The sequence below is a fragment of the Mesorhizobium sp. B2-7-1 genome (assembly GCF_006440735.1).
Taxonomy (GTDB): domain Bacteria; phylum Pseudomonadota; class Alphaproteobacteria; order Rhizobiales; family Rhizobiaceae; genus Mesorhizobium.
In genome coordinates this window covers 17,165-32,733 of record NZ_VFUA01000075.1, presented here as the reverse complement: position 1 = coordinate 32,733, position 15,569 = coordinate 17,165, and the positions used below count along the sequence as shown (strand labels likewise).

Sequence of the window (15,569 nt, the reverse complement as noted above, 5' to 3'; positions counted from 1 at the left end):
CGCATCTCGCACCAGGCGACGAGGGTCCAGACCTTGCCCCAGAACCACAGGCCGAGCGGCCTGATGTCGCGCGCGAGGCCATCGACCTGATCGAGCGCGCTGTCGAGAAACGCCAGGTCCTGACCATCGACTATTCCGACGAGGCTGGCCGCGGCACCGCGCGCGACATCAGGCCGCTCGGCCTGTGGTTCTGGGGCAAGGTCTGGACCCTCGTCGCCTGGTGCGAGATGCGCGACGATTTTCGCGCTTTCCGCATCGACCGCATCGCCTCGGTCGTCATCGCCGGCCGCATCTTCAAGCCGGAGCGCGGCAAGCAGCTCGCCGATTTCTACCGCGCCGTCGAGCGCAGCGAGGATTACGGCATGGCGCCCGACCGCGCCGCGCGGACGTGACTTCCTCCCAAGCCATTGTCCGACAAAAAAGCCCGCCTCGAAGCGGGCTTTTTTGTTGGTCGCGCCGGGCGCTTACTCCTGGTCGTCGTCCTCGTCCTTGTCCTTCGACTTGAGCGCCGAGAGCTTGGCGAAGACGGCGTTGGCGTCGAGCTCCTGATCCTCGTCCTTCGGCTTCTCCGGCGCGGGCACCAGCCGTTCGGTGAGCGCGGCGGGCAGCAGCGTGTCGCCAACCGGCTGCGCCGGCTCGCGGCCGCGCGAGGCGCGGTTGACTTCGAGGTCGAGGTCGATCTGCGAGGTGAGGCCGAGCGTCACCGGATCCATGGGCTGCAGATTGGCCGAATTCCAGTGCTTGCGCTCGCGGATCTGCTCGATCGTCGACTTGGTGGTGCCGACAAGACGCGAGATCTGCGCGTCCTTGAGCTCGGGATGGTTGCGCACCAGCCACAGGATGGCGTTCGGCCGGTCCTGGCGCTTCGACAGCGGCGTGTAGCGCGGGCCCTTGCGCTTCGATTCCGGCACCCGCACCTTCGGCTCCGACAGCTTCAGCCGGTAGTTGATGTCCTTCTCGCCGCGAGCGATCTCGTCGCGCGTCAGCTGGCCGGTGATGATCGGGTCCATGCCCTTGATGCCCTGCGCCGACTCGCCGTCGGCGATCGCCTTGACCTCGAGCGGATGCAGCCCGCAGAACTGCGCGATCTGCTCGAAGGAGAGCGCGGTGTTGTCGACCAGCCAGACGGCGGTCGCCTTGGGCATCAGCAGCGAATTGGCCATATCAAAAATCCTTCTCGTTCGCCCGCGTTCCCGCGCGGGCGGTGGTTTAGAGCCACCAAAATGGGAAATTCGCGGCCTGTATAAACGCTCCCTGGCGTTTTCGCAATGTTTTTGGGAAAGCGGTCGATCGCAGCACGTCACCCGGGCGCGGTGCGCTTTTAATGCATGTCGCCCAAAAGTGCGCAGCGGTTTTGGCGGGACGACATGCATCAAAACAAAGACTTAAAGCGCGTCGCCTGAATCCGTTTCAGCGCGGCGCGCTTTAAGCCCTTAAAAAGACAAAACCCGCTGGACGAGGTCCAGCGGGCTCGGAACCGGAAACAAAGCAAGCGTCTCGACGGCTCTGGCTTGCATGTCGCAGCCCGGCCTTGCGGTCGGGCCGGGTCTGATTACACCGCCTGGCGGGCGATACGCTCGATGTCGGCACGGTTGATGCCGAGGTCGCTCAGCTGGCGGGCATTGAGCTTGTTCAATTCACGCACGGTCTCGTTGTACATGCGCCACTTACGGAAAGCACTGATGGGGTTCATTTTGGTTCTCCAGTCGTTTGGTCAAATCGCTTGATGCCGCGTAAATAGGCATGCTTGCTCAAGAAATGAACGGACGCTTTTGCATGGCCGCAATGCGTTTTGTGCATTGCACCATTAAGCCTTCGTTCAGCTTGGAATGGGGGACACGCGCCAACTCCAGGATGGGTCGACATTCAGGTCAGGCCGAGTCGAAAATGGTGGGCTTCGAGAACCGGAGCGGAGGGTACTTCCGCATGTCCCGGAAAAGTGGTTTCCGGTTTTCCGACAAGGATATGCGGCAACCAAAAAATACGTGAGCACCGGAAGCGCAGAAGGCCAGCATTTGCAGCCCGGCCTCACCTGAATCTCGACCCATCCTAGCCGACGTCGAGGACGATCTTGCCTATATGCTCGCCCTCTTCCATCCGCTCATGGGCCCGCCAGGCTTCGGTCAGCGGAAAGATCATGTCCATGACGGGGGCAACCTTGCGCGTGCTGAGCAGCGGCCACACCTGGGCCTCGAGCGCGGCGGCGATCGCCGCCTTGAACTCGACGGTGCGCGGCCTCAGCGTCGAGCCGGTGTGGGTCAGGCGCTTGACCATGAGCGTTGCGAAATTGGTGCTTGCGACAGCGCCGGCCTGCACGGCGATCTGGACGATGCGCCCCTCGACGGCCGCGGCTTCGTAGTTGCGCGCGACATAGTCGCCGCCGACCATGTCGAGGATGACGTCGGCGCCTTTGCCGCCGGTCGCATCCTTCACCGCGGCGACGAAATCCTCCTCGCGATAGTTGACCGCCCGGTCGGCGCCGAGCTTGAGGCAGGCGTCGCATTTCTCCTTGCTGCCGGCTGTGGTGATCACAGTGGCGCCGAAGGCCGAGGCAAGCTGGATGGCGGTGGTGCCGATGCCGGACGAGCCGCCATGGACAAGCAGCGTCTCGCCCTTCTTCAGCCCGCCGCGCTCGAACACGTTGTGCCAGACGGTGAAGTAGTTTTCCGGAACCGCCGCGGCTTCCGTATGCGTGAAACCCGCCGGCAACGGCAGCACGCTGCCCTCATGAACCTTGACATATTCGGCGTAGCCGCCGCCTGGCGTCAGCGCGCAGACCCGGTCGCCGATGCGCCAGCGCGATATCTCGCCGCCGAGCGCGGCGACCTCGCCCGAGACTTCCAGGCCGGGCAGGTCGGACGCGCCGGGCGGCGGCGGATAGGCGCCCTTGCGCTGCTGGACGTCCGGCCGGTTGACGCCGGCGGCGTGCACCCGGATCAGCAATTCGCCAGGACCGGGGACGGGAACGTCGCGCGTTTCCGGCTTCAGTACCCTTGGGCCGCCGGGTTGCGAGATAGCGATGGCCGTCATCTTCGCCGGCAGCTTCTGTCCGTTTGCCATGATGTCGTGTTCTCCCAACATGCCGGTCTATCGCCGGCAGTTTGCATCGGCGCCCCAACTCTTTGTTCTTACGCTATTCCGGACGGAAAACCGCTACGCACTTTTCCTGGAATTGCTCTATGTATGCTGATTGTCAAATCAGGCAAATGGCCAAGTAAGGGAGGAGCGACGGATGGCGATCTTCGACGACGAACCCAAGAAGAAGCAGCGCCCGCACGAGATCGGCCAGGACCTGTCGCTGCTTTCCGTGGACGAATTATCCGAGCGCATCGCATTGCTGCGCGACGAGATCGCCCGGCTGGAAGCCGAGCGTACCGCCAAGGGCGCCACCAAATCCGCCGCCGAGTCGCTGTTCCGCCGCGGATAAATTCTTCGGCGTGCTCGCTCGCCGCCGAAAAGCCCGAATACATCTGTCTTCAGACCCTGTGTCTCGAACCCGGATCAAGCGATGTTTGCAACCTACCGACCGATCCTCTCGCTGCTGCGCGGCACGGCCTTCCTGTTGGCGGCGTCCGGCCTGCACGGCCTGCTGCTCCCGCTGCGCGGCCAGGTGGAAGGGTTCTCGACCGCTTCGCTCGGCCTGATGGGCACAGCCTGGGCGGGCGGCTTCGTCGCCGGGTGTTTCTTCGCGCCGCGTCTCGTGCGCCGCGCCGGCCATGTCAGGGCCTTCGGCGCCTTCGCCGCGTCGGGCGCGATCGTCGCGCTGCTCACCGGCCTCATCATCGACGAATATTTCTGGATCCTTTTGCGCGCCTTCACCGGCTTCACCATGGCCGGCGCCTTCATGGTGATCGAGAGCTGGCTGAACGAGAAGGCCACCAACGAGAACCGCGGCACCGTCTTCGGTCTCTACATGATGGTCACCTATGCCTCGATCATGGGTGGCCAGATGATCGTCGCCGGCGGCGATGTGCGATCGGCCTCGCTGTTCATGATCACCGGCATCCTGTTTTGCCTGTCGCTCATTCCGACCGCCGTGTCGACGCAGTCGCATCCCAAACCCCTGCAGGACGTCAAGCTCGACGTCAAAGGCCTCTACGCCAATTCGCCGGTGTCGGCGGTGGCCTGCCTCCTGATCGGCATCGCCAACGGCGCCTGGGGCACGCTTGGCGCCGTCTACGGCGCGCGCATCGGCATATCGACCGCCGAGATCGCGCTGATGATGAGCCTTGTGGTCGTCGCCGGCGCCGCCATGCAGCTCCCGGCCGGACGCCTGTCGGATACGACCGACCGCCGCTTCGTCCTGGCCGGCGCGGCCTTCGGCGCGGCCCTGGTCGCGGTGCTGATCTTCCTGGTCGCGCCGCGTTCGGGTGTCTTCGTTATCCCGCTAACCGCCGCCTATGGCGCTTTCGCCTATACGCTCTATTCGATCGCCGTCGCGCATGCCAACGACCACGCCCGCGCCGAGGACTTCGTCAAGATTTCCGGCGGCCTGCTCCTGCTCTACGGCTTCGGCACGATGATCGGCCCGCTTTTGGCCGCGGCGCTGATGGGCTCGGTGCGGCCGGAAGGGCTTTTCCTGGCAACCGCGCTCGCCCATCTCAGCCTCGCCGGCTACACGCTGCTGCGTATCCGCGCCCGCGCGCCGGTGCCGATCGAAAACCGCGATGCCTTCAAGACGCAACCCGCGGACCGCGCTGTCACGCCCGAGGCGACCCGGCTCGATCCGCGCAGAAAGGTTGAAACCAATAGTTGAGATTCGCAAGACTTTGCCTCACAAATAAAGGCATGATGTTTTCTGACGCCTTCGTGGCGATAGCCGATCCCAACCGGCGCTATCTCTTGGAAGAACTCCGGCGCGGCCCGAAGACGGTGAACGAATTGGCTGCCGGCTTGCCGGTCTCGCGCCCGGCGGTTTCCCAGCATCTCAAAGTCCTGCTCGACGCCGGCCTGGTCAACGCCAAGGCCGAAGGCACAAGGCGCGTCTATGCCGTCAGCAGCGCTGGCTTCCTCAGGCTCAACATCTGGCTCGACCAGTTCTGGGAAACGGCGCCGGGCGAATGATTTGTAGAGCGGCTCGCTCTGATGAAGCCGCTCCAATATCCGCTTGACGCAATTGCGGACTAGAATCGCTGCGGTTTCCCGAAATTGCTCTTGGAGGATACCCGATGCGCCGCGACACGATTCTTGGCGCCTTGACGGCGATCAATCTGCTTTTGCTTGCCGGCATAGTCTTGACGCAAGTCCTGCCAGCAAGGGCACAGGACCAACCAGGCATCCTGCGCGGCAGCGGGCTTCAGATCGTTGACGGCCAGGGGCGGGTACGCTCCAGCATTTCGATCCTGCCGGCGAAAGACGGACAAGCTGAGACCGTGCTGTTCCGTCTTATCACCGAGGATGGCCAGCCATCGGTCAAGATAGCCGCATCGAGCGCCAGCGCCGGATTGAGTTTCGTCGGCGGCAATGATGAAAGTCATCCTCGACCCCGACGGACCCAAAACCCGGCTCAGGATGGTGGAACCGCAGGGGCGCGAAAAGCTGATCGGGCCATAGAGCAATTCCAGGAAAAGTGTGAGCGGTTAAGTTCGGCGTGTTCGCCGTAACTTTCCATCCGGAATTGCGTCAAAACAAAGAGATAGAGCGGTTCGCCGTTTCCGTGAAACGGTGAAACGCTCTAGGCCGCAACCGGCGCCGGCAGCTCGGAACTCAATTCACCGCCAAGGCCGCCCCGAGCGCATCCAGCAATTCGCCGGTGCCATGCTCGCGGGTGGCCGGCGTATCGATGCCGTCGAAGAAGGCCCCCTGCTCCGTCAGGACAAGTCGCGTTCCCTTGCCCTGCGCGATGAGCTCGATCGTCGCGAGCGACACCGAGACCCGGGTTTCGCCGAACAGGAGCTCATAGCTATAGACGATGCGCCGGTTGGGCACGATATCCTGATAGACCGCGTTGTAGAAATGCATCTGCCCGTCGCTGGGACAGCCGGCATTCACTTCCTTGCCGCCAACGCGAAAATCCATCTCATGCCGGCTGGGCATCGGGTTGTCGGGATCGACGAACCAGCGCTTCTTGGCCGCCGGATCGCTCAGCGCGAAATAGACCTTCTCCGGCGCCGCCGGATAGACGCGCTCGATGACGAAGGTGGAATGGACGACGGATCGTTCGCTCATGAGGGGGACCCTTCAGCTTTCATCGTTGGTTTCAGCGAGGAAATCGCCGAGGCGGTCGAGCCGGCGCTCCCAGGCGAGCCGCCGCTCGTTGATCCAGTGCTCGGCGGCCCGAAGCGCCTGCGGCTCGATCTGGCATGTTCGGACCCGGCCAAGCTTCTCGGTCCTGACCAGGCCGCTCGCCTCGAGCACGTTGAGATGCTGGACGACGGCCGACAATGACATCGCCAGCGGTTCCGCCAGCTGGCTGACCGATGCCGGTCCACGCGACAGCCGATCCACCATCTGCCGCCGCGCGGGATCGGCGAGTGCCTGGAACATCAGGTCGAGCTGGGTGGGATCGTGCAGCATGGCCGGTTAGCCGTTGTTGTAGGGGAAGAACTTGAAATAGGGCTGCGCTTCCTCGATCACGCGGGCGAAGGACGGGCGCGCGAGAAGCCGGTCGTGATAGCGTTTCACGGCCGGGAACCTGTCGCCGAACGGCTCGACCTTGTTGGCGTAGAACAGCGCCGGCGAAGCGGCGCAGTCGGCCATGGTGAAGCTCTCGCCCACCGCCCAGGTCTTGCTCTGCATGTCGTCTTCGACGATGGCGTAGGAATTGCGCAGCTGCGCGCGGGCCTCCTCGACGCCGAACGGATCGGTCTGATCCTTTGGCCGCAGCCTGTCGCCGACGATCTTCTGCATCGGATGCTGCACGTAGAAATCGTAGAAGCGATCGGCCTGCCGGACCTCGAGGGCGAGATCGACATCGGCGGGAACGAGCTCGACCGGCCCCGGATAATGCGCGGCGAGATATTCGACGACGATGGTGGATTCCAGCACCGTGCGGCCCCGCGCGTCGTCACGCAGCGCCGGCATCTTGCCGGTCGGCGACACCTTCAGGAAGGCGGCGCGGGAAGCCTCGTCGCCGAGGTCGACGATCACCGGTTCGAACGGCGTGCCGTTCTCGTAGAACGCGATCAGCGGCTTCCAGCAGAACGAGGCCAGCGGATGGAAATGCAGCGTCAGGGACATTCTCGCTCTCTTTCGCGTTCGGGTAATACTGAAGCAATCACTTAACTATTATCGCAGACCCGTTGAGTCAAGCCGGAGCCTCCACGCCTAATGATGCGCGACGATGGCGTCGACGATCTGCGGCCAGTCGTTGCGGTGCTGTTCATGGCCGCCGCCTTCGACCTTGACCAGACTTGCGCCGCGAACCGCCTTTGCCAGCGCTTGGCCATGCTCGATCGGAAAGAGCGGATCGGCGGTGCCGTGGATGACGAGCAGCGGCGCGGTCAGGTCCCGCACCGTGCGCTGCGGGCCGCCGCCCATGAGCAGGAAATGGTTGGTCGCGCTGGCGAGACCGCCGGAGCGGTCGTAGTCCGCCTCGATCATCACGCGCGTCCGCTCCTCGTCGAACGGATGGCGCGTGCTGGCGATCGCTCGCGCGTCCTTGACCATGAAGTCCAGGACCTGCTCCCGGTTCGACCAGTCGACGTCGCCGCCTTGCGCTGAATGCTCCCTGTAGGCCTCGGTCATTCCGGGCAGAGCGGACGTATCGACGCCGAGCGGCGAGCTTGAAATCACGGTGAGCGCGCTGACGCGTTCGGGGTATTTCAGCGCCACGCTCTGCGCGAGCATGCCGCCCATCGACATGCCGACGACATGGGCCTCGGCGACGCCGTGGTCGTCGAGCACGCGCATGGCGTCGTCCACCATGTCCTCGAATGTGTAGGCCGGCGCACCTGGCGGATATTTGGTCGACAGGCCGGTATCGCGGTTGTCGTAGCGGATGACGAAGCGGCCGTGCCCGGCGAGTTGCCGGCAGAAGACTTCGGGCCACCACGACATCGAGGCCATGGCGCCCATGATCAGAAGGATCGGCGGATCTTCCGGACTGCCGAAGGTCTCCGAAACGATGTCGGGGCGCTGCGCTGCGGTGGTCATCTGCTCCTCCAATCCGATTGCATTTTGCAATCAGTTGCACGATAATCAAACCGATATCATAATGCAACTGGTTTTTCTGGAGAGAGTGCCATGAGCATCGACCGCCGGTCCGGCTGCCCGATCAATCTGTCGCTGGAGGTCTTCGGCGATCGCTGGAGCCTGATCATCCTGCGCGACATGATCTTCGGCGGCCGGCGCCATTTTCGCGAGCTGCTCAACGGCTCGCTGGAAGGCATCGCCTCCAACATCCTGGCCGACCGTCTGAAGCGGCTGATGGAGCTCGGGCTTCTGACCAAGGCCGACGATCCCAGCCACAAGCAGAAGGCGATCTACAGCCTGACCGAGATGGCGATCACGCTGGTGCCGATCATGGCGCAGCTCGGCGCCTGGGGACGCGTCTGGCTGCCGGTTACGGAAGAATTGTCGATCCGCGCCGAGCTCTTGGAAAAGGGCGGTCCGCCGCTATGGGAGCAATTCATGGACGAGTTGCGCCACGAGCATGTGGGAGCGCCTTCGAAGACGCCGCCGGGCACGCCGACGGTGCGCCAGCAACTGCGCGCCGCCTACGAGGAAGTGGTCGCCCGCAAGGCTGAGGCGCCGTCAGTTTAGGTTGATATCCCGGCTCGCCGACCGCATCGACACGGAGAAGCCGGCCAGCACGTCGAACAGCGCGATGATCATCAGCGTGAAGAAGACCGAGTGCGCCGCGCCCTTCACCAGCAGGAATTCGACCAGGAAGGCGATGAAGACCAGCGTCGACAACAGATGATCCAGGATCGAGGCATTGGTCGTGCGCACCGATTTCGAGATCTCGATGAACAGGAAGATCAGGCCGATCAGCACCATCAGGTCGCCGAGTGTCATCGAGAACACGCCGCCCGACATCATGCGGAAGGAGAACATTTCAGCCATCCAGGGATCGTCGCCGCCGCCGAACAATCCGAGCAGTCCGAGATTGTAGAGGACGAAAGGCACGATCAGCAGCGGGATGGCACCGAACATCTGGGCGACTCCTATGGGGGCACCCTTTTGTAAAATCCGCCACAGGCGCGCCGTCAAGGGTTTTCGCCAGCTGCGGCGAACACGCTCTAAGACCTAATGAAATAACGATGTCAGCCGGTTGTCCGGCCGACATCGCGCCCCTCATATTGCCCTTAGCGCTTGAAATAGCCGGCGCGCACGGCCGCGCCGATGACATTCAGGATGATATGGCCGGCCGTCATCGAGGTGATCTCGTTGACATCGCGCGCCGGCGCGATCTCGACGATGTCCATGCCGACCAGTCTGCCCTTGCCGACCAGGCCCTTGATCAGCTCGATCGTCTGCCGGTAGGTGATGCCGCCCGGCTGCGGGCCTTCCACCGCCGGCATCACCGAGGGGTCGAGCCCGTCGGCGTCGATGGTGAGATAGTAGCGGCCGCCATCCGGGATACGCTTCAACAGCGCCGCGGTGCCGATATCCTGCCATTCATTGGTGGTGATGATGTTGGCGCCGTAGGCGCGTGCCGCCTCGACCTCCTCGGTGCGCGCGCTGCCCTGTCCGCGGACGCCGACCTGGAAGATCTTGTCGATATGCTTCATCTCCGAGGCGCGGCGGATGGTGCTCGAATAGCCTTCCTTGACGCCGTTGACGTTGTCGCGCCAGTCGAGATGGGCGTCGAGCTGCACCAGCGTGATCGGTCCCTCGCCGTCCAGCGCGCGGAAGATCGGGATCGGGATGCCGTGGTCGCCGCCAATGGTGATCGGCATGGCGCCGGCGGCCAGGATCTTGCGGATCGCCGCCTCGGCTCTGCCGTAGTGCCCGACATGATCCGCGGCATTGCCGGGCACGTCGCCGACGTCGACCACCTTGATGTCCTGCCCGGCGAAGACCGGCCCGCCGATATCGAAATCATAGCGGTCGAGCGCCTGGCTGATGCGCTTGGAAGCACGCCGCACCGCGGTCGGCGCATTGGTCTGGTCGTTGATCAGCTCGTCGATCGTGTAGGGATCGCCATAGGGCATGCCGATGACGGCGACATCGGCCTTCAGCGTGTCGAGGTCCTCGACCAGCGGAAAGTTCATGAATGTCTGGAAGACATCGCGTGGCGCGGTGGTGAGCTTGGACATGTGGTCTCCTTCTGTGTTGAAAGCCTTGCGAATTCAGCCGCGCGAGACGGCGAGATGCGGTGTCAGCCGGCGCTCCAGCGCGCGCGCCGCGGCGGCCACCAGCACGGTGAGAGCCCAATAGAGCAGCGCGATCGCGGTGAAGATCTCGACCGGCGCGAAGGTGCGGCCGATGATGTCCTGCGCCATGTAGGTGAGCTCGGGCACCGTGATCGCCGACAGGATCGCCGATTCCTTGATGAGCGTGATGGTGAGGTTGACCGCCGCCGGCAGGATGTAGCCCGCCACCTGCGGCAGCAGCACCTTGCGCAGGATCAGCGGATAGCGCAGTCCGAGCGCATAGCCGGCCTCGGTTTGCCCTTTCGGAATGGATTGGACCGCGCCGCGCACGATCTCGGCGAAATAGGCGCTGGCATAGGCCGACAGCGCGATGACCGAGACGGCGATCGTCGACAGCCGCACGCCCGCCATCGGCAGCACATAGAACAGCAGGAACACCTGGATCAGGAACGGGATGTTGCGGAAGAGCTCGACATAGAAGGCGACGATCGATGCCGGCACCCGCCCTGCCCTCAGCCGCACCAGCGCCAGCACCAGGCCGAGCGCGAAGCCGAGCGGCAGCGTGACGGCGCAGATGACGAGCGTGTTGCCGAACCCCTTGGCCAGCGCCGGCCAGTTGTCGGTGATGACGGCGAAGTCGAAGCTCATGCCCGCGCCCTCTCCGCTTGGCGCTCGAGCCGCCGCACCAGCAGGCTGCAGGCGAACAGCACGATGAAATAGAGCGCGGCCGCCACCGCGAACGCCTCGACCGGCCGGTAGGTCACGTTCATGATGTTCTGCGCCGTGCGCGTCAGCTCGACGACGGTGATGACCGACAGGATCGACGAGGCCTTCACCAGCATGGTGAACTCGTTGACCATCGGCGGGATGATGATGCGGAAAAGCTGCGGCAGGATGATCTTCAGCCAGGTCACCGCCGGCTTCAGCCCGAGCGCCTTGGCAGCCTCGTACTGGCCGGCCGGGATACGCGTCAGCCCGGCCCTGAGGATCTCGGCGACGAAGGCCGCGCTGTTGAAGGAGAGCGCCAGCACGCCGGCAAGCAGCGGCGGCAGGTCGAGGCCGACCAGCCCTGGCAGCACGTAATAGACGACGAAGATCTGCACGATCAAAGGCGTGCCGCGGATGAAGCTGGTGTAGAGCGCGCCGATGAAACGCACCGTCCGCCAGCGTGAGCGGCGGCACGCGAGCAGGCCGAAGCCGATGACGGTGCCCAGCGCGAAGCCGAGCGCCGAGACCGCGAGCGTGATGCCGGCGCCGGTCAGGAACTGTGGCAGGAAGGCGATGGTTCTGGAGAAGTCGACCATGGCTCTGGCTCGAGACACGCGGAGAGAACGGCCTCACCGCGAGGCCGGTCTCCCGCCTTGTGGGAAGCGGCTAGAACATGATTCCGAAAAGTGGGAACCGGTTTCCGGAAAAGATCATGCTCCAACTAAGAGTTAGATCAGGGTGACGATTCGACGAAACGTCATCCTGATCTAAAGGGCGCCCGTCGGCAGGTAACCCTGGTCGGGCGTCTGCATCTCGAAGCCGAACCATTTCAGCTGCAGCTCCTTGAGCTTGCCGCTGTCCTTCAGCTCGCCGATGCTGGCGTTGATGAGGTCGCGCAGGTCCTTGTCTTCCGGCCGCACCACCCAGGCGAGATACTGGAACTCGCCGATCGAGCCGACGATCTTGTAGGTGTCGGGCACGTTCTTCATCAGCACGGCCGCTGAAGGCGAAGCGATGACGATGGCGTCGACCTGGCCGGAGGCGAGCGCCACATGCGTTTCCGGGAACGAGGTGAACAGCTTGATCTCGCCGATGCCGCCGCCCTTGGCCTTGAGTTCCTTGTCATAGGCTTCGATCACCGGCTGCACCGAGGAGGCAAGCTGGGTGGCCACCACCATGCCGTTGATGTCCTCCGGCTTCTTGATGCGGTCCTCGTTGGCGCGCACGACGATGACGTTCTCGAACGAACCGGTCGGCCGCGTATAGGCATATTTCGCCGCGCGCTCGGCATTGATGCCGGTGGAGGTCGCCATCAGGTCGAATTTCTTGGCCAGCAGGCCCGGCAGCAGACCCTGGAACGGCAAATTGAGCTGGTCGAGCTTCACGCCGAGCTTCGCGACCACATAGTCGAGAATGTCCTTGTTGTAGCCGACGATCTGGCCGTCGCGCACGAATTCGAACGGCTCGAAGGCGGCTTCGGTGCCGACGACGATCGTGCCGCGCTGCTTGATCTGATCGACCAGCCCGTCGGCATGCGAGACGGTGGAAAGAATGAGAAGCGGCGCGGCGGCCAGCAGGCGAAGTGCCGAGCGGCGCGCGGTGGAAAACAACCCAACCATTTTGTTACCCTCTTTTTTCTTCGGTTTTACTGCGCTGGTAAGCCCGGCCGGAGTGCTTGAACACGCGGCCGATCATGTAGCTCTCGGAATCCTTGATCCCGGGGACATTGGCGAGTTCGCTGACCAGGAAGTCATGCAGGGCCGTCGTCGACGGCAGGGTCAGCTGGATGATGATGTCGAAGGGTCCGGTCATCGCGTAGACCGAGTCGACGAAGGAATATTCGGAGAGTTTGCGCGCCACGCTGATGATGTGCTCGCGGTCGACGTCGAGCCCGACGATCGCCGCGATGCCGAGATCGCTGCGCAGCGGCCGCACGACCGCCTGGATGCAAATATCGGGATCTTCGAGGATGCGCGCCATCTTGCGCCGCACCGTCGCCTCGGTCACGCCGATGCGCTTGGCAATGTCGACGCTCGACATCCGCCCGTCGGCCTTCAGTTGCGAAAGAACCGCCTGTTCGGTCTCGTCGAGGTCATTGGTGCTGACGAAATCCCACATAAATTCCCTCATTCATGTCGATTTCCGACTATGAATTTTAAATTTGCATAAGAATTCGTCATTTGCAAGCTGATTGCGAACGGAAACAAACGCGATGCCGGGATGGCGTCGACGTATGGGCGGGTTTGAAATGTTTAGCAGGGGGACGGCTCAGGGCCGCGCGGACGCGAAGTCAGGCCGTGCCGATTTCGGGTCGGCCGCCATGGGGTCGCCAAAACAAAAAGACCGGCCAGAGGCCGGTCTTTTGAAACGTCGGAAATCCTTGGAAGCTTCTCAGCTTTCCTTCGGCTCCAGAACCTGGCGGCCGCGATACATGCCGGTCTTCAGGTCGATGTGGTGCGGGCGGCGCATTTCGCCGGAATTCTTGTCCTCGACATAGGTCGGGGCCTTGAGGGCGTCGGCCGAGCGGCGCATGCCGCGCTTCGACGGAGAGGTTTTTCTTTTTGGAACGGCCATGGATATGCTCCACTACATGGTCAAAATGCCCCGGCAACCCTCGCGAAAGGGCCGCATCGAGGCCATAATCTGAGAAAGTCGGGTGCCTATACACGCCTTGCGCCGTTTTGGCCAGCGTCGCTCGCGAATTTTTTTGAGCCGGCGCCGCTTCGCCCTAATCAAGACATCCCACATAGGCGCCGGATCGGCTGGCACGGCGTTCGATCAGGCTCGCAAGTCGCCGCAGTCCGGGCCCAGGCTTGGCCGGATTGCGCGCGATCGGGTTGGGCAGGCTGACGGCAAGCAGCGCCGCCTGCCTTCGCGACAATTGTTTGGCCGAGACGCCGAAATGGTGCTGGGCGGCGGCCTCGATGCCGTAGATGCCCGGCCCCCATTCGGCGATGTTGAGATAGATCTCCATGATCCGCCGCTTCGACATCACCGCGTCGAAATAGACGGCGAGCGGCAGCTCGACCACCTTGCGCACGCTGCCCAGCGGTCGCGACCACAGGAAAAGGTTCTTCACCGTCTGCATGGTGATGGTGGAGGCGCCGCGCGTCACCTCGCCGGCCAGCGCGTCGTCGACCACGCCGCGCAACTCGCCGAGATCGACACCGCGATGGAAGCAGAACTGCCCGTCCTCCGACATGATCACCGAATGCGCCAGCACCGGCGCCACGTCGTCGATCGACACCCAACGCCGGTCGTAGCCGGAAAAAGTCACGAGGTCCTTCAGCATCAAGGTCGAGACCGGATGCACGAAGGACGGCAGATAAAGGAAGGTGAGCACGGCCGGGATAGCCGCCAGCACCAGCGCCACGACCAGGCAGCGCCGGACGATGCGCTTCAGACCGGCGCGGTTCAGGCGCCGACGTCGCGCCATGTCCAGCCCTTCGCTTTCATATTCGACGATCGGTTCCGTCAAGCCGTCCCACCCGTGCCTCGCCCCCTCCGGCATAAAGGCGCGCGCCTGCTTGCGCAATGTCTGAGTGTCGGCTACCGCTCCCGGCCATGAGCAAAGACGACCAGATCGCCTTCGAATCCGCGCTTTTCATGCGTGCTGCCGCCGTCGAGGCCGAGCTGCGGCGGACCCTCGACGCGCGTCCGCTCACCAGTGAGATCGCACGGCCGGAGCGCCTGATGGCGGCGATGCGCCACGGCGTGCTCAACGGCGGCAAGCGGCTGCGCCCCTTTCTGGTCATGGAAAGTGCTGCACTGTTTTCGGCCGATGATGACGCGGCGGTTCGAGTCGCCGCCGCATTGGAATGCGTGCACTGCTACTCGCTGATCCATGACGACCTGCCGGCCATGGACGACGACGATTTGCGCCGCGGCCAGCCGACGGTGCACAAGGCCTTCGACGAGGCGACCGCGATCCTCGCCGGCGATGCGCTGCTGACTTTGGCCTTCGATATCCTCGCCGACGAGGCAACGGCATTGCCGGCGGAGCGCCGCGCCACCCTGGTTCTCGCCCTTGCCCGCGCGGCCGGCGCCGGCGGCATGGTCGGCGGCCAGACGCTCGATCTCGAAGCCGAGCGCAAACGGCCGGACGAGGCGGGCATCATCACCTTGCAGGCGATGAAGACCGGCGCGCTGATCCGCTTCGCCTGCGAGGCCGGCGCCATCCTTGCCGGCGCGTCGCCCACCGATCGCGAGAGGCTGGCGGAGTTCGGCTCGGCGATCGGCCTTGCGTTCCAGCTCGCCGACGACCTGCTCGACCTGACGGCGGACGCCAAGCAGATGGGCAAGGCGACCAACAAGGACGCCGCCGCCGGCAAGGCGACGCTTGCCGCGCTGCACGGACCTGCCTGGGCGCGCGGCCAGCTCCACGGCCTGATCGACCAGGCGCATGCGCTGCTCGAGCCCTATGGCGATGCGGCCGAGCTGCTCAAGCAGGCCGCGACCTTCGTGGCGACCCGCAGCAGCTGAACAGCGGCGCAGGCCGGCGGCCGATGCCGGCCGACAGCGGCTCGATTGTTCGCTCTATCCGAATACTGCTGTCGATAGCTGGGTGATTATCCGGCATCCGCAGCGGTCTATATCCGCTCC

General features: G+C 64.0%; 22 protein-coding genes. 7 read left to right on the top strand and 15 right to left on the bottom strand.

What is annotated here, in order from left to right:
- Positions 1-392, top strand: a 392-nt coding sequence (locus tag FJ471_RS23930; protein WP_246684814.1) for a WYL domain-containing protein, incomplete at its 5' end; no start/stop codon positions are given.
- A 72-nt stretch (positions 393-464) separates the two neighbouring features.
- Here FJ471_RS23930 and FJ471_RS23925 read toward each other — a convergent pair.
- The 3 genes from FJ471_RS23925 to FJ471_RS23915 form a co-directional block, all read right to left on the bottom strand.
- Entirely contained in the window at positions 465-1,163 is a 699-nt protein-coding gene (locus FJ471_RS23925; RefSeq protein ID WP_140807200.1) for a DUF1013 domain-containing protein, read from the bottom strand.
- 389 nt (positions 1,164-1,552) lie between these two features.
- On the bottom strand, positions 1,553-1,693 hold the full coding sequence (locus FJ471_RS23920) for a DUF1127 domain-containing protein (protein ID WP_095767350.1): 141 nt from the start codon (positions 1,691-1,693) through the stop codon (positions 1,553-1,555).
- A gap of 356 nt (positions 1,694-2,049) precedes the next feature.
- Positions 2,050-3,063: an NAD(P)H-quinone oxidoreductase gene (locus tag FJ471_RS23915; RefSeq protein ID WP_181179687.1), complete on the bottom strand. Its 1,014-nt coding sequence runs from the start codon at positions 3,061-3,063 to the stop codon at positions 2,050-2,052.
- 169 nt (positions 3,064-3,232) lie between these two features.
- On the opposite strand from FJ471_RS23915, the gene FJ471_RS23910 reads away from it, so the two are divergent.
- The 4 genes from FJ471_RS23910 (at position 3,233) to FJ471_RS23895 (ending at position 5,603) form a co-directional block, all read left to right on the top strand.
- A complete protein-coding gene (locus FJ471_RS23910; protein WP_140807198.1) occupies positions 3,233-3,427 on the top strand; it encodes a DUF1192 domain-containing protein in 195 nt (64 codons plus the stop codon).
- Between the two features lie 81 nt (positions 3,428-3,508).
- The gene (locus FJ471_RS23905; RefSeq protein WP_140807197.1) at positions 3,509-4,756 is read left to right on the top strand and encodes an MFS transporter; all 1,248 of its coding nucleotides are present in this window, start codon (positions 3,509-3,511) and stop codon (positions 4,754-4,756) included.
- A 32-nt stretch (positions 4,757-4,788) separates the two neighbouring features.
- A complete protein-coding gene (locus FJ471_RS23900) occupies positions 4,789-5,064 on the top strand; it encodes a metalloregulator ArsR/SmtB family transcription factor (RefSeq protein WP_040985209.1) in 276 nt (91 codons plus the stop codon).
- 104 nt (positions 5,065-5,168) lie between these two features.
- A complete protein-coding gene (locus FJ471_RS23895; RefSeq protein ID WP_246684813.1) occupies positions 5,169-5,603 on the top strand; it encodes a hypothetical protein in 435 nt (144 codons plus the stop codon).
- 103 nt (positions 5,604-5,706) lie between these two features.
- Here the strand turns inward: FJ471_RS23895 and FJ471_RS23890 are convergent, their stop codons facing one another.
- The 4 genes from FJ471_RS23890 to FJ471_RS23875 form a co-directional block, all read right to left on the bottom strand.
- On the bottom strand, positions 5,707-6,168 hold the full coding sequence (locus FJ471_RS23890) for an SRPBCC family protein (RefSeq protein ID WP_140807196.1): 462 nt from the start codon (positions 6,166-6,168) through the stop codon (positions 5,707-5,709).
- 12 nt (positions 6,169-6,180) lie between these two features.
- A complete protein-coding gene (locus tag FJ471_RS23885; RefSeq protein WP_140807195.1) occupies positions 6,181-6,516 on the bottom strand; it encodes a metalloregulator ArsR/SmtB family transcription factor in 336 nt (111 codons plus the stop codon).
- 6 nt (positions 6,517-6,522) lie between these two features.
- The gene (locus FJ471_RS23880; RefSeq protein ID WP_140807194.1) at positions 6,523-7,179 is read right to left on the bottom strand and encodes a glutathione S-transferase family protein; all 657 of its coding nucleotides are present in this window, start codon (positions 7,177-7,179) and stop codon (positions 6,523-6,525) included.
- 87 nt (positions 7,180-7,266) lie between these two features.
- Entirely contained in the window at positions 7,267-8,094 is an 828-nt protein-coding gene (locus FJ471_RS23875; protein WP_140807193.1) for an alpha/beta hydrolase, read from the bottom strand.
- A gap of 90 nt (positions 8,095-8,184) precedes the next feature.
- Here FJ471_RS23875 and FJ471_RS23870 point away from each other — a divergent pair, with 90 nt between their 5' ends.
- Entirely contained in the window at positions 8,185-8,703 is a 519-nt protein-coding gene (locus FJ471_RS23870; protein WP_140807192.1) for a helix-turn-helix domain-containing protein, read from the top strand.
- Here the strand turns inward: FJ471_RS23870 and FJ471_RS23865 are convergent.
- The 8 genes from FJ471_RS23865 to FJ471_RS23830 form a co-directional block, all read right to left on the bottom strand.
- Positions 8,695-9,096 carry a hypothetical protein gene (locus FJ471_RS23865; RefSeq protein ID WP_140807191.1) on the bottom strand — a complete coding sequence of 134 codons (402 nt, stop codon included), beginning with the start codon at positions 9,094-9,096 and terminating at the stop codon, positions 8,695-8,697. The two genes, FJ471_RS23870 and FJ471_RS23865, sit on opposite strands and share 9 nt — an antisense overlap.
- A gap of 152 nt (positions 9,097-9,248) precedes the next feature.
- Positions 9,249-10,202, bottom strand: a complete 954-nt coding sequence (locus FJ471_RS23860; RefSeq protein WP_140807190.1) for an agmatinase — start codon at positions 10,200-10,202, stop codon at positions 9,249-9,251.
- A 33-nt stretch (positions 10,203-10,235) separates the two neighbouring features.
- Positions 10,236-10,907, bottom strand: a complete 672-nt coding sequence (locus tag FJ471_RS23855; RefSeq protein WP_140807189.1) for an amino acid ABC transporter permease — start codon at positions 10,905-10,907, stop codon at positions 10,236-10,238.
- A complete protein-coding gene (locus tag FJ471_RS23850) occupies positions 10,904-11,563 on the bottom strand; it encodes an amino acid ABC transporter permease (RefSeq protein WP_140807188.1) in 660 nt (219 codons plus the stop codon). Before FJ471_RS23850 ends, FJ471_RS23855 begins: the two co-directional genes overlap by 4 nt.
- A gap of 171 nt (positions 11,564-11,734) precedes the next feature.
- Positions 11,735-12,586, bottom strand: coding sequence for a transporter substrate-binding domain-containing protein (locus FJ471_RS23845; RefSeq protein ID WP_140807187.1), 852 nt, complete (start codon positions 12,584-12,586; stop codon positions 11,735-11,737).
- A 4-nt stretch (positions 12,587-12,590) separates the two neighbouring features.
- The gene (locus FJ471_RS23840; protein ID WP_140807186.1) at positions 12,591-13,097 is read right to left on the bottom strand and encodes an Lrp/AsnC family transcriptional regulator; all 507 of its coding nucleotides are present in this window, start codon (positions 13,095-13,097) and stop codon (positions 12,591-12,593) included.
- Between the two features lie 261 nt (positions 13,098-13,358).
- Positions 13,359-13,541, bottom strand: coding sequence for a 50S ribosomal protein L32 (rpmF, locus tag FJ471_RS23835; RefSeq protein ID WP_006203806.1), 183 nt, complete (start codon positions 13,539-13,541; stop codon positions 13,359-13,361).
- A gap of 154 nt (positions 13,542-13,695) precedes the next feature.
- Positions 13,696-14,403: a transglycosylase domain-containing protein gene (locus FJ471_RS23830; protein WP_181179685.1), complete on the bottom strand. Its 708-nt coding sequence runs from the start codon at positions 14,401-14,403 to the stop codon at positions 13,696-13,698.
- A 128-nt stretch (positions 14,404-14,531) separates the two neighbouring features.
- Between FJ471_RS23830 and FJ471_RS23825 the strand changes: the two genes are divergently transcribed.
- Entirely contained in the window at positions 14,532-15,449 is a 918-nt protein-coding gene (locus FJ471_RS23825; RefSeq protein ID WP_140807184.1) for a polyprenyl synthetase family protein, read from the top strand.
- The last annotated feature ends 120 nt before the right edge of the window (positions 15,450-15,569 follow it).

Coding starts and splice junctions, on each gene's coding strand:
- FJ471_RS23905 (WP_140807197.1), top strand. CDS start 3,509: ATGTTTGCAACCTACCGACCGATCCTCTCGCTGCTGCGCGGCACGGCC.
- FJ471_RS23830 (WP_181179685.1), bottom strand. CDS start 14,403: ATGGCGCGACGTCGGCGCCTGAACCGCGCCGGTCTGAAGCGCATCGTC.
- FJ471_RS23865 (WP_140807191.1), bottom strand. CDS start 9,096: ATGTTCGGTGCCATCCCGCTGCTGATCGTGCCTTTCGTCCTCTACAAT.
- FJ471_RS23875 (WP_140807193.1), bottom strand. CDS start 8,094: ATGACCACCGCAGCGCAGCGCCCCGACATCGTTTCGGAGACCTTCGGC.
- FJ471_RS23880 (WP_140807194.1), bottom strand. CDS start 7,179: ATGTCCCTGACGCTGCATTTCCATCCGCTGGCCTCGTTCTGCTGGAAG.
- FJ471_RS23840 (WP_140807186.1), bottom strand. CDS start 13,097: ATGAGGGAATTTATGTGGGATTTCGTCAGCACCAATGACCTCGACGAG.
- FJ471_RS23870 (WP_140807192.1), top strand. CDS start 8,185: ATGAGCATCGACCGCCGGTCCGGCTGCCCGATCAATCTGTCGCTGGAG.
- FJ471_RS23920 (WP_095767350.1), bottom strand. CDS start 1,693: ATGAACCCCATCAGTGCTTTCCGTAAGTGGCGCATGTACAACGAGACC.
- FJ471_RS23825 (WP_140807184.1), top strand. CDS start 14,532: ATGAGCAAAGACGACCAGATCGCCTTCGAATCCGCGCTTTTCATGCGT.
- FJ471_RS23890 (WP_140807196.1), bottom strand. CDS start 6,168: ATGAGCGAACGATCCGTCGTCCATTCCACCTTCGTCATCGAGCGCGTC.
- FJ471_RS23910 (WP_140807198.1), top strand. CDS start 3,233: ATGGCGATCTTCGACGACGAACCCAAGAAGAAGCAGCGCCCGCACGAG.
- FJ471_RS23850 (WP_140807188.1), bottom strand. CDS start 11,563: ATGGTCGACTTCTCCAGAACCATCGCCTTCCTGCCACAGTTCCTGACC.
- FJ471_RS23855 (WP_140807189.1), bottom strand. CDS start 10,907: ATGAGCTTCGACTTCGCCGTCATCACCGACAACTGGCCGGCGCTGGCC.
- FJ471_RS23895 (WP_246684813.1), top strand. CDS start 5,169: ATGCGCCGCGACACGATTCTTGGCGCCTTGACGGCGATCAATCTGCTT.
- FJ471_RS23845 (WP_140807187.1), bottom strand. CDS start 12,586: ATGGTTGGGTTGTTTTCCACCGCGCGCCGCTCGGCACTTCGCCTGCTG.
- rpmF (WP_006203806.1), bottom strand. CDS start 13,541: ATGGCCGTTCCAAAAAGAAAAACCTCTCCGTCGAAGCGCGGCATGCGC.
- FJ471_RS23925 (WP_140807200.1), bottom strand. CDS start 1,163: ATGGCCAATTCGCTGCTGATGCCCAAGGCGACCGCCGTCTGGCTGGTC.
- FJ471_RS23900 (WP_040985209.1), top strand. CDS start 4,789: ATGATGTTTTCTGACGCCTTCGTGGCGATAGCCGATCCCAACCGGCGC.
- FJ471_RS23885 (WP_140807195.1), bottom strand. CDS start 6,516: ATGCTGCACGATCCCACCCAGCTCGACCTGATGTTCCAGGCACTCGCC.
- FJ471_RS23860 (WP_140807190.1), bottom strand. CDS start 10,202: ATGTCCAAGCTCACCACCGCGCCACGCGATGTCTTCCAGACATTCATG.